Annotated in this window: 10 protein-coding genes; 5 read left to right on the forward strand and 5 right to left on the reverse strand. The window is 71.4% G+C overall.

The features are described from left to right. Window positions 1–56 precede the first annotated feature (56 nt). On the forward strand, window positions 57–1169 hold the full coding sequence (locus E1294_RS08650; RefSeq protein ID WP_246082886.1) for an ROK family transcriptional regulator: 1113 nt from the start codon (window positions 57–59) through the stop codon (window positions 1167–1169). On the opposite strand, the gene E1294_RS08655 is transcribed toward E1294_RS08650, so the two are convergent. From E1294_RS08655 to E1294_RS08675, 5 genes are all read right to left on the reverse strand, one after another. Beyond that, window positions 1166–1684 carry a DinB family protein gene (locus E1294_RS08655; RefSeq protein ID WP_132506560.1) on the reverse strand — a complete coding sequence of 173 codons (519 nt, stop codon included), beginning with the start codon at window positions 1682–1684 and terminating at the stop codon, window positions 1166–1168. The two genes, E1294_RS08650 and E1294_RS08655, sit on opposite strands and share 4 nt — an antisense overlap. A 78-nt stretch (window positions 1685–1762) precedes the next feature. After that, window positions 1763–1972 (reverse strand): hypothetical protein, encoded by a 210-nt coding sequence (locus E1294_RS08660; RefSeq protein ID WP_132506562.1) that lies wholly within the window; start codon window positions 1970–1972, stop codon window positions 1763–1765. Between the two features lie 275 nt (window positions 1973–2247). After that, on the reverse strand, window positions 2248–3141 hold the full coding sequence (locus tag E1294_RS08665; protein ID WP_132506564.1) for a discoidin domain-containing protein: 894 nt from the start codon (window positions 3139–3141) through the stop codon (window positions 2248–2250). Between the two features lie 12 nt (window positions 3142–3153). After that, the gene (locus E1294_RS08670; protein ID WP_132506566.1) at window positions 3154–4725 is read right to left on the reverse strand and encodes an alkaline phosphatase D family protein; all 1572 of its coding nucleotides are present in this window, start codon (window positions 4723–4725) and stop codon (window positions 3154–3156) included. A 94-nt stretch (window positions 4726–4819) separates the two neighbouring features. Further along, window positions 4820–5557, reverse strand: coding sequence for a DeoR/GlpR family DNA-binding transcription regulator (locus E1294_RS08675; RefSeq protein ID WP_132506568.1), 738 nt, complete (start codon window positions 5555–5557; stop codon window positions 4820–4822). Between the two features lie 189 nt (window positions 5558–5746). Here E1294_RS08675 and E1294_RS08680 point away from each other — a divergent pair, with 189 nt between their 5' ends. From E1294_RS08680 to E1294_RS08695, 4 genes are all read left to right on the forward strand, one after another. After that, window positions 5747–7048 (forward strand): extracellular solute-binding protein, encoded by a 1302-nt coding sequence (locus tag E1294_RS08680; protein ID WP_132506570.1) that lies wholly within the window; start codon window positions 5747–5749, stop codon window positions 7046–7048. Beyond that, window positions 7045–7929 (forward strand): carbohydrate ABC transporter permease, encoded by an 885-nt coding sequence (locus E1294_RS08685; RefSeq protein ID WP_132506572.1) that lies wholly within the window; start codon window positions 7045–7047, stop codon window positions 7927–7929. Before E1294_RS08680 ends, E1294_RS08685 begins: the two co-directional genes overlap by 4 nt. Continuing rightward, on the forward strand, window positions 7926–8738 hold the full coding sequence (locus tag E1294_RS08690; protein ID WP_246082887.1) for a carbohydrate ABC transporter permease: 813 nt from the start codon (window positions 7926–7928) through the stop codon (window positions 8736–8738). The genes E1294_RS08685 and E1294_RS08690 overlap by 4 nt, the downstream gene beginning before the upstream one ends. After that, window positions 8735–11524, forward strand: a 2790-nt coding sequence (locus E1294_RS08695; RefSeq protein WP_132506574.1) for a hypothetical protein, incomplete at its 3' end; no start/stop codon positions are given. The genes E1294_RS08690 and E1294_RS08695, both read left to right, overlap by 4 nt.

Genomic DNA, 11524 nt, shown 5'->3' on the forward strand with positions numbered 1-11524 from the left:
TACATAATCCTGAGGAGGTGGGCATGGTGACGTCAAGAGGGGTCCGTCATGATTCCATGCGTGCCCGCAACCTGGCCGTCGTACTCGGGGCGATCCACCGATCGGGGCCGCACACCCGCGCCGCGCTCGCCGAGCTGACCGGGCTCACCAAGACCACCGTGTCCAGCCTCGTCGCCGACCTGCTGGAGGCGGGGGTGGTGACCGAACGCGGCGTTGTCAGGGGCGGCGAGCGGGGCCGCCCGGGGGTCGCCGTGAGCCTCAGCGGCCACCGGGTGGCCACGCTGGGACTGGAGATCAACGTCGACTATCTGGCGGCCTGCGTGGTCGACCTCACCCGCACCGTACGCCTGCGCCGCACCCGCCCGGCCGACAACCGCAACTCCGACCCCGCGCATCTCCTGCAAGAACTGCGCGGACTGGCCAAGGAGACCATCGATGACGCCGGGGCGGCCGGGCTGCGGGTCATCGGCGCCGCGCTCGCCGTGCCCGGCACGGTCGAGGGCGAGACGCTGCGCAGCGCGCCGCATCTCGGCTGGCGGGACATACGGGTGGCCGGCCTGGTCGACCTGCCGTTCGCCATCGACAACGAGGCCAACCTGGCGGCGCTCGGCGAGTTGTGGTTCGGCGCGCGGGAGACGGACTTCCTCTACGTGTCGGGCGAGATCGGCGTCGGCGCCGGGCTCGTGGTGGCCGGCAGCCTGTTCAGGGGCACGTTCGGGCTGGCGGGCGAGCTGGGCCACGTCGTCGTCGTGCCCGACGGGCCCGCGTGCCGGTGCGGCGGCCGCGGTTGCCTGGAGGTCTATGCCGGGCAGGACACCCTGCTCGGAGCGCTGGACTCGGTCTCCGCGCTGGTGTCACGGCTGGAGTCGGGCGACCCGCGGGCGCTGGAGACGTGCGCGCGGGCCGGGCACGCCCTCGGCGTGGCACTCACCTCGGCCGTGCACCTGCTCGACCCGGGCATGATCGTGCTCGGCGGCGTCTTCGCGCCGCTGTTCCCGTGGCTGGAAGGGCCCGTGGCCGACGGGCTGGGGGCCAGGCTGGCGCACATGCGCGACAGCCCGCCCGCCCTCGTGGTCTCGAAGATCGGCCCGGATGCGGCGGTTCTGGGGGCGGCCGGAATGATCATCCAGCGCATCATCGCCGAGCCGGCCGAGGTCCTCGGCCTCTAGAAGTAGCCCTTCTCTCCGTCGAGCAGCTCGCGGATCGTGTCGAGGTGGCCGGCGTGCCTGGCGGTCTCCTCCACCATGTGGATCACCATCCAGCGCAGGCTCGCCTGCGCGGAGCGGAAGTCGGGATGCTTGCCGACGTCGTCGAGCGAATGAGCGGCGATGATCTCGTTGGAGGCCCGGCACTGGCGCTCGTAGTCGTCGAGCAGCCGGCCCGTCGGCACGCCGTCGGCGAACATGTCGGCGTCCTCCTCCGCCTCCTCGTCGAACTGCGGGTTGCCGGCGGCAGAGCGGCCCATGAAGAGCACCTCGAACCAGCAGTGCTCGGTCCAGCGCAGGTGGGAGAGCACACCGGCCACCGTCATGAGGGGCGAGGTGGGCAGGACAGGGCGGTGCGCGTCCTCCTCCGACAGCCCTTCGCATTTCCACTGGACGATCGCGCGCTGCATGTCGAGCCAGCCCACGAGCTGCGTGCACTCGGCGGCCACGAAGGGGGGTCGTTCTCGGGGGAGTGTCATGACGGCCGACGCTACTTCAACCGCGCTGACATCGCCCGGTATTTTCGGGCCGGTCGCCACGACGAGAGAGCCTGACGCTCAGGCGCGGGCGCTGAGCGTGAAGATCTTCAGGTTGGGGGTCGGGGAGGTGGTGAACGAGACGGCCTCGCGGGCCGGGTCGACCGGCACGGACACCTGCCAGACGGTGACCTTGCGGCCGTCCGGGGTGCCGTTGACGTGGTAGCGGGTGTCAGCCGTGAGCGTGGCCTTCTCGCCGAAGCGGGGTGACGCGCTCGCCCAGTCGGTCACCCGCAGCGGCGCCGCCGACGTGCCGCCGTCGGCAACACCTCGTGATCACACCGTCCCACATCAACCGGATCATTTACGGCCATGTAAGCCCAGGAGAACATCCGCTCCTCGGGTGTCGCCCGACCCGGCTCCGGCCACATCGTCGCGACCTGGGGAGGCCGAAGGCGGGAGCGGTGGCGTACCCCCCTTCCCGGACTGCCCTACCGCCGGCTCCGCACATGAACGCCGGCCGGCGGTCGCCTGCTCCACGTGAGCATGAGCCCTGCCGGGTCCGGTCAGCGGACCTCGATCTCGATGATCCGCGTGTAGTCGTTGGCGCCGTTGGAGGCGAGCGCGACGATGCGGACGGCGTCCGCGGTGACGGGCGCGAAGTCCGAGCGCACATTGCCGGCGGTGTTGCCGCGCACCTGCGCGACCGTCCGCCACTCGCCGTTCACCTGGGCCTGGACGTCCCAGTCGCGCAGCCCGTGGCGCGACGCCGGGTAACGCTCGGTGTCGAGGGTGTACAGGTCGACGCGGGAGACCTGCTCCGGCCCGCCCAGCGCGACGGCGATGGTGTCCGGCCAGGACCGGCTGGTGGCGTCGTTCCAGCCGTTGCCGCCGGCCCAGCCGTTGGAGGAGGTGTCGCCGTCGGCGACGCTGCACGGCGGGTAGTTGGCGTTGGTGTGCTGGGAGGAGGCGGTGACGGGGCGGTGCAGCGCGAGGTTGCCGCCGTTGTCGAGCTTGTCGAGGGGCACGACGTCGACCGGCACCTTCAGCGTCTTGGCGCGGGTGCGCAGCCGCAGCTCGTACGTGCCCTCGCTGGTCTCGGGCGGGACGGCGACCAGCAGTTTCGCGCCGAGCTCGTATCCGGGCGGCAGGTAGCTGGTCAGCATCGACCGGGAAGCGGTCAGCGGTGGGTCGATCTCGACGTCCATCGTGGCGTACGCGGGTTTCTCCGCGTCGCTGCGCATGCCGATCTCGATCTTGGCGGGGCAGGCGGGGTCCATGCCGAGCGCGGCGACGAGCCGGTCGGCGCCCGCGATGGGGGTGAGGTCGCCGGAGGGCTTCCCGGCGGTCGCGGCGGGGTTCCGGGTGGTTTCTGCGGTTGCCGTGACGACGGCGGGGTTCCAGGCGGCTCCTGCGGTGAGCGTGACGGCGACGGCGAGCGCGGTGGCGAGGTGACGCATGATCGATCCTTCCTAGAGCGCCTGCAGGCCGGGGGCGCCGTCGAGGGTGACGAGGCTCGCCCTGGTGGAGACCGGGGCACCGGGGCGGTCCACGTACGGGACGACCTTGAAATCGGCCCGCCACTGGTCGCGGGTCACCTCGCAGGAGACGTAGCCGCGCTGGTAGCTGGAGAAGCGCAGGTGCGGGTTGATCGGGTCGGTGCCGCCCGGAGGCAGGCCGGTGTCAGGGTTGCCGTTGCCGCCGCTGCTGACCGAGGTGCAGACGAACTCCACGCCGGCCGCGCGGGAGGCGGGGTCGTCGAAGTTCTGCTTGAGCTCGCCGGCCAGGTTGTAGTGGATGTCGCCGGTCAGCACCACCGGGTTGCCGACCTCGCGCTCGATCATGCCGTTGATCAGGCGGTCCTTGGCGGCCTTGTAGCCGTCCCAGAGGTCCATGCTGAGCTTCTGGGCGGGGCCGGGGTCGAAGTCGAGCTGCATCATGGCGACCTGCTGGGCGAGCACGTTCCACCGGGCGCGGGAGGCGCCCATGCCGTCGAGTAACCACCGCTCCTGCTCGGCGCCGAGCATCTGCCTGGCCGGGTCGAGGCGGTCGGCGCAGTCGACCTGCTGCCCGTCGCCGCACACCTGGTCGTCGCGGTACTGCCGGGTGTCGAGCACGTTGAACTCGGCCAGGTCGCCGAAGGTGTACCTGCGGTAGATGCGGGCGTCCGGGCCCTGCACGGCGGGCACGCGGACGGGCAGGTTCTCCCAGAAGGCGCGGAAGGCGTTGGCGCGGATCACCAGGTAGTCCTGCTCGGTCACCTCGCCGCCGGGGCCGTGCGGGCCCGCCCAGTTGTCGAGCACCTCGTGGTCGTCCCAGGTGACGATCCACGGCGCCCGGTGGTGGGCGGCCTGCAGGTCGGGGTCGCTCTTGTAGAGGCCGTACTGGATGCGGAAGCGGTCGAGAGTGTCGCACTGCACGCGGTACTGCTCGGGCACCGGGACCCCGCGGTTGCCGCCGGTCGGCACGATGCCGTACTCGTAGATGTAGTCGCCCAGGTGGAAGACCACGTCGGGGTTCTCGTCGGCGAGGTGGCGGTAGGCGGTGTAGTAGCCGTCCTGCCACAGCGCACACGAGGCGAAGGCCAGCCGCAGGGCCTCCGGGTCGCCGCCGGGCGCGGGCGCGGTCTTGGTCCGGCCCACCGGGCTGATCTCGCCGCCGGCGCGGAAGCGGTAGAAGTATTCGCGGCCGGGGCGCAGGCCCTTGGCGTCCACGTGGACCGAGTGGCCGTATTCAGGGGTGGCCCAGGTGGAGCCGCGGCGGGCGCGCCGGGTGAAGGCCTCGTCCTCCGCGATCTCCCAGTCAACCCTGACCTTGTTGTACGGCAGCCCGCCGAGCGGCTCCAGCGGCTCGGGCGCCAGCCGCGTCCAGAGGATGACCCGGTCGGGCAGGGGGTCGCCCGAGGCGACGCCGAGCGTGAAGGGGTAGTCACCGCGGACGGTGGTCGTCCGCGCGGTGGAGGGGTCGGCCAGGTTCGTGGTGAAGGCCAGGGCGAACGCGGCGCCGCCGAGGCCGAGGAAGGATCGACGTGAGGGACAATCCATGCCGCTTCCTGAGCTGGGGGGTGAAAGCCCTCACTTTGTAACAAGCAACCGCGCTTCTTAACAAGACTCAAGTGAGAAATAACGCGTGATCGCGTTACATCTCTGCCACCTGGACGTTGCCGTGCCGGTCGCGCAGCCGTTGGAGCAGGTCGGAGGGGGCGGCCGAGTCGACGACGATCGCGTCGAAGTCGTCCAGCGGTGCGACCCGGTGCAACGCCACCCGGGCGAGCTTGGAGCCGTCGACCGCCAGGATGCGGCGGGCGCCCGCGCGCAACATCGCCCGCTTCACCAGGACGATCTCCTGCTCCTGGTGGAAGGCGTACTGGTCGGAGACGGCGGAGGTGGAGACCACGACCACGTCGGTGCTCACCGCCTCGACCGCGTCGACGCAGCCCAGGCCGAGGAAGGAGTCGTGGGTGGCGCGGTACTCCCCGCCCAGCGCGATGAGCCGGATGTCGGGGCTGCCGGCCAGCAGCCTGATCGCCTCGAGGAAGTTCGTCACGACGGTCAGCGGCGCCAGGTCGCCGAGATGGCGGGCCACGGCCAGCGCCGTCGTCGAGTCGTCGAGCATGACGGACCCGCCGGGCTCGATCATGCCCGCCACCACCCGGGCGATCGCGTCCTTCTCGGCGGTGTGGGCCTGGAGCCGGTAGGCGATGTTGCTCTCCCACACGTTGCTGGCCTGGGCGGTGACCCCGCCCCTGACCTTGCGCACCATGCCCTGGCGCTCCAGCTCGTCGAGGTCGCGGTGCACGGTCATCACGCTGACGCCGAAGCTCTCGGCGAGCTCCGTCACCGAGGCCGAGCCCTGGCGCACGATGTGCTCGGCCATGCCCCGCCACCGGGCGGACTTGCTTGAGGTGTGCTGACGCGAATCCACCGGGAGCCCTCTCACCCTCTTCGACGGCTGCGAATCCTAACCTTGACACCCAACTCGGGCGACTCGTACCCTCCCCACATCTATCACTTTTAACAAAAATGGCTGTTAAATTAACAGCCAGGTCATGGAGGTGGGCGGGACATGACCGGCCTTCTGCACGGCGCCAAGGTGAGCCGCGGGCAGTTCCTGCGCATGATGGGCGGCCTGGCGGTGGCCGCCACGGCCACCGCGTGCTCCACCAGACCAGAGACCACGGCGACGACCGGCGGCGGCGCCACGACCGAGCTGAAGTTCGTCGGCGTGGCCGACCAGAAGGCGCCGATGGACGAACTGGTCGGCGCCTACCAGAAGGCCAAGCCCGCGGTGCGCATCACCGCCTCCTACGCTCCCACCGACCAGGTGCAAACCTCCCTGCGCACGCGACTCGGCGCCGGCAACGCCCCCGACCTGCACGTCGTCTACCCCGGCAACGGCAGCGCGATGTCGATGGCCCAGATCGCCGAGGCCGGGCTGCTGGCCGACCTGTCCGCCCAGCCGTGGGCGGCGACCGTCCCCGCCGGCTTCAAGCCCGCCTTCCAGCTCGACGGCAAGACCTACATCTACTCCGCCGGCTCGTCGGTCATCGGCGCCGTCTACAACAAGAAGGTCTTCGACAAGGCGGGCATCGACGCCCCGCCGACCACGTGGAACGAGTTCCTCGCCGCCTGCGACAAGCTGAAGAAGGCCGGCGTGGTGCCGATCGCGCTGGGCGCGCAGACGCCGTGGGTCACCCAGCTCATCACGTACGCGCTGGTGCCCTCGACCGTCTACGCCAAGGACCCGACGTTCGACGACAAGCAGCTCGCCGGGCAGGCTACCTTCGCCGGATCCGGCTGGCAGGACGCCATGGAGATGTACCTGGAGCTGCAGAAACGCGGCTACTTCAACGACAACCCGAACGGCACCACCTTCGAGCAGCAGACCTCCATGGTGGCCGGCGGCAAGGCCGGCATGGCCGTCCAGGTCTCCGCAGTCCTGCCCGACTTCCGCAAGGCGGCCGCCTCGCCCGACGACCTGTCGATGTTCCCCGTGCCGGGCGCCGACGACGCCGGCTCCGTATGGATCCCCGCCGGCGTCGTCGTCGGCCTCGGAGCCGCCGCCAAGGGCGGGAACGTCGAGGAGGCCAAGGCGTTCATCGACTTCCTCGGCAAGCAGGAGAACATCAACGCCTGGGCCAAGGCAATCTCCGCCATCCCGCTCACGCAGGACGACTCCTCGACCATCGACCCGGCCGTCGAGTCGTTCCTGCCGTTCACCAAGGACCGCGCGGTGCCGTTCATGGACCAGCGCTGGCCCAACGCCGAGGTGCAGCCGGTGCACTTCGCCGTCGTGCAGGAGCTGCTGGCCGGCGAGTCGACCATCGACGAGGCGCTGAAGAAGATGGACGAGGCGTACCGGAAGTGACCGTCAGTTCCTCCCGCCGCCGCTTCACCGCGTCCGCCCCGTCCTGGCTGTTCGCCGCGCCAGCGCTCGCGGTCTACGCGCTGGTCGTGCTCTACCCGGCGGTCAGCGGCGTGGTGTACGCGTTCACGGACTGGAGCGGCATCGGCAAGGACATGTCCTTCGTCGGCCTGGCCAACTTCCGCACGCTGCTCGGCGACGACCAGGCCATGGGCTCGATCGGCAACACGCTGCTGCTGACCGTGGCCACCGTGGCCGTGCAGAACGGCGTCGGGCTGCTGCTGGCGCTCGGCGTGCACGCCAAGCTCAAGAGCCGGGCCCTGCTCCGCGTGATCTTCTTCGCGCCGGTCGTGGTCAGCCCGGTCATGGTGGCGTTCCTGTGGAAGTACATCTACAACCCCGACCCGTTCGCCGGCCTCAACGGGCTGCTCGGCCTGCACGTCGACTGGTTGGGTGACCCGTCGGTCGCGCTGTGGTCGATCGCCGGCATGGTGGTGTGGCAGTACGCCGGATATTCCATGGTCATCTTCCTGGCCGGGCTGGAGGGCGTGCCGAGGGAGCTGCACGAAGCCGCCATGATCGACGGCGCGGGCACCCTCCAGCGTTTCCGCTACGTCACCTGGCCGCTGCTGGCCCCCGCCGTGACGATCAACCTGATGTTGTCCACGATCGGCGGGCTCAAGCTCTTCGACCAGGTCTTCGCCGCCACCAACGGCGGTCCGGGCTACGCCACCGAGACCCTGTCGACCGTGCTGTACAAGCAGGCGTTCGTGTTCGGCAAGTTCGGCTACAGCACCGCGGTCGCCCTGGTTCTCGCGCTGTTCGTGGCCGCCGTCTCGCTCGTCCAGGTCTACTACCTGCGTCGCCGGGAGGTGACCGCGTGAGGAAGACGTTCCTGCTGGAAATTGTCATGATCGCCGTTGCGGTGGCGTTCCTGTTCCCCGTCTACACCCTGGTCTCGCTGTCGCTGAAGGACCCCGGGCAGATCTCGCGGTCACCGCTGGCGCTGCCCGACCCGCCGACGCTCGACAACTACGGCTCCGCGTGGACGGCGGCCGCCCTCGGCCCGTCACTCGTCAACAGCACCGTCGTCACCGTTGCCAGCCTGGTCGCGCTCATCGCGCTCGGCTCGTTCGCCGCCTATTTCCTGGCCCGGGTGCAGACCCGCCTCGGCTACGGCCTCTACGTGCTCTTCCTGCTCGGCATCGTGCTGCCCTTCCAGCTCGGCATGATCCCGCTCTATGAGCTGGTGAACACTCTCGGGCTGATCGGCACGCATGCCGGGATGATCCTGTTCTACACCGGCATCCAGCTGCCGTTCACCGTCTTCCTCTACACCGGCTTCATCCGGGCCCTGCCCCGTGAGTACGCCGCCGCCGCCCAGATCGACGGCGCCTCCCACCTGACGGCGTTCACCCGGGTCGTCTTCCCCCTGCTGCGGCCCATCACCGGCACCGTGCTGATCCTCAACGCCGTCTTCATCTGGAACGACTTCTTCACACCGCTCGTCTACCTCGGCGGCTCCGGCTTCGAGACCGTCCCGGTCAGCGTCTTCGCCTTCGTCGGCCAGTACGTCTCCCAGCACGGTCTCGTCTTCGCCGGGCTCGTGCTCGGCGCGGTGCCGATCGTGGTGGTCTTCCTGGCGCTGCAGCGGTACGTCATCAAGGGCTTCGCCAGCGGGCTCAAAGGATGAACGGCTTCTTCAGCGACCCGCCCCCCAGGGAGTACTCCCCGGCGGCCATCTGGTGGTGGAGCGGTGAGCCGCTGCGCCGCGACCGGCTCCGCCGGCAGATGGAACGCCTGGCGGCCGGGGGAGTGCACAACCTCGTCATCCTCAACCTCGCCCCCTCGGGGCCCGCCTTCGGCGCCGACGCCGACGACCCGCCGTTCCTGTCGGAGGCGTGGTGGGAGCTGTTCGACCAGGTGTGCGCCGACGCGTACGAGCTGGGGGCGTACCTGTGGTTCTACGACCAGCTCGGCTTCTCCGGCGCCGACCTGCAGGCCCGGCTCGTCCAGGAGCACCCGTCGTTCGCCGGGCAGTGGCTGAACCCCGACGGGTCGGTCACGCTGCGCGGCTTCGACTACCTGTCGCCCGAGGCGTGTGCGGTGCTGCTCGACCGGGTGCACGGCGAGTTCGAGCGGCGCGCCGGGCACTGGTTCGGCCGGGTGATCGCCGGGTCGTTCCAGGACGAGTTGCCGACCCTGCCCACCTGGTCCGCCCGCTTCGCCGAGGAGCATCGCGCCAGGCGGGGCGCCGAGTTCTCGCCGGCCGCCCCGGACTGGCAGGCGTACCAGCGGACCCGCGCCGAGCTGGCCGAGGAGGCGTTCTTCCGGCCGCTGAGCGAGTGGCACGCGCGGCACGGGCTGCTCAACGGCTGTGACCAGCAGGACCCGGCCCGCGCCGGGCACCCGGTGGCCGGGGTGGAGCTGTACGCCGACTACGCCCGCACCCACCGCTGGTTCGGCGCGCCCGGCTCCGACCACCACGGCGACGCCCGCCTGCACGCCTCGCTCGCCCACCTCTACGGCCGGCCGCGCACCTGGATCGAGGCGTTCCACTCCAGCGGCTGGGGCGGCACCCTGGAGGAGACCTTCGACTGGCTGCTGCCCTGGCTGCGGGCCGGGGCGACGCTGTACAACCCGCACGCGGTCTACTACACGACCAGGCGCGGCTGGTGGGAATGGGCGCCGCCGTCCACGGACTGGCGGCAGCCGTACTGGCGGCACCACCGCGTCTTCGCCGACGCCGTCACCCGGCTGTGCGCCGCCCTGTCGCAGGGCCGCCACGCCTGCGACGTCGCCGTCCTCCTTCCCACGGCAACCGCACAGGCCGGCGGCCCGGGCGAGGCCGGGTCGGCGGCACGCGCCGCGGCCGAGCGGGCGCAGGAGGTGTACCGGGAGATCGTCGGCGACATGGCCTGGTTCGCCACCAGGCCAGGCGTGCTGGACCGGCTGGGGCTCGACGCCGACGTCATCGACGAGGACTCCGTACGGCGGGCGACGGTCGAGGACGGGCGGCTCGCCGTGTCCGGCGAGGCGTACCGGGCCGTCGTGCTGCCCGCCGTCGCCGTGCTCGACGGGGACGTCGCCGCCCGGCTCGCGGAGTTCGTCGCGGACGGCGGGTTGGTCGTCTCCGTCGGCACGCATCCGCTGCGAGGGGCGGCCCGTTTCGTCCCGTCCACGGACCGCCTGGGCGACGCGCTGGCGGAGCTGCCACGCCGGGTGGAGGCTCCCGTGCCCGCGCTGGTGCGCGAGGCCGGTGACACCACGCTGGTGTTCCTGGCGGCGGCCTTCCCGATGGCCAGCAGGATCGGCGTGGGACGGCCCGAGCGGCGCGGCGTCGAGCTCGGCTGGCTGGACGCCGACATCGACTTCGACCCCGCCAGGTACGCCCGCGAGATGCGCGTCACCGTCAGGGGCGTGGCGGGAACGCCGCGGCTCGCCCGCCCCTTCGCCGGCGGCGACCCCGTCGCGCTGCCGCACACGCGCGTCGGCGACGACGGGGACACGGTGGAGGTGGTCGTGCCGTTCGACGACGGGCCCGCCGCGCTGCTGGTGTTCGACGGGACGCACGCCGAGCCGGCGCCGCCGCGGCCCGCGTACCCGGTGGAGAGGGACCTCGGGAATGAGTGGGACGTCGAGCTCGTCCCGACCCTCGACGACACCTGGTCCGATTTCGGGCTCGGCACCGGCGGTGGCGTCGAACGCTGGACGCTGCGCAGGCCGGACGGGGAGCCCGTGCCCGTGACGTTCGGCCCGCGCGGGGAGCAGCGCGCGGGCGACGGACCGTGGACCCCCTCGGTGTGGTCGACGTCGCGGGGCCTGCACAAGGACCCCGTCCACCGGGCGACCCTGGGCCCCAAGGGACACGTGCCGGTGGAGTTCCTCGCGTTCGGCCGGGTCGCGGCGGGCGCCGAGGCCCGCTTCCGCAGCGTGCTCACCGTGCCGCCGGGCGCTCCGGCCTGGCTCGCGATCGGCGCGGGCGCCGCCAAGACCCTCTGGCTCGACGGTGAGGAGCGGCCGCTCGACGACGCCGGTTACGCCGCCGTCACGCTCTCGCCCGTCGCGCCCGGCGACCACCTGATGGAGCTGGCGCTCGTACCGGACGAGGAGCACGACCTGCGGGCCTACGCCTGCCTGGTGGACGACCCCGGCGACGCCGCCCGCCCCGAGTGGATCGCCGGCACACCCCTGGAGACCACCGTGCACGTCCAGGAGGGGGACGGATCGCTGCTCCAGGTCGCCTCGACCGCGTTCTGCCGGGTGCTGGTGAACGGCGTGGAGGCGGGCCGCCAGGGCGGCTTCGACCCGTACGCGGAGGCCGACATCCCGCGCGTACGCCGCTACGACGTGGCCCGCCTGCTGCGCGCCGGCGGCAACACGATCAGGATCGAGTCGGACGGCTGGGTGCTGGCCGACGGCCTGGCCGTCTCCGGCCCCGGCTGGACGCCCCGCCCCCGGGTACGCCGCCGCCAGCAC

This window comes from Nonomuraea diastatica (assembly GCF_004349015.1).
Taxonomy (GTDB): Bacteria; Actinomycetota; Actinomycetes; order Streptosporangiales; family Streptosporangiaceae; genus Nonomuraea; species Nonomuraea diastatica.

Coding starts and splice junctions, on each gene's coding strand:
- E1294_RS08675 (WP_132506568.1), bottom strand. CDS start 5,557: ATGGCCGAGCACATCGTGCGCCAGGGCTCGGCCTCGGTGACGGAGCTC.
- E1294_RS08650 (WP_246082886.1), top strand. CDS start 57: ATGCGTGCCCGCAACCTGGCCGTCGTACTCGGGGCGATCCACCGATCG.
- E1294_RS08665 (WP_132506564.1), bottom strand. CDS start 3,141: ATGCGTCACCTCGCCACCGCGCTCGCCGTCGCCGTCACGCTCACCGCA.
- E1294_RS08680 (WP_132506570.1), top strand. CDS start 5,747: ATGACCGGCCTTCTGCACGGCGCCAAGGTGAGCCGCGGGCAGTTCCTG.
- E1294_RS08655 (WP_132506560.1), bottom strand. CDS start 1,684: ATGACACTCCCCCGAGAACGACCCCCCTTCGTGGCCGCCGAGTGCACG.
- E1294_RS08670 (WP_132506566.1), bottom strand. CDS start 4,725: ATGGATTGTCCCTCACGTCGATCCTTCCTCGGCCTCGGCGGCGCCGCG.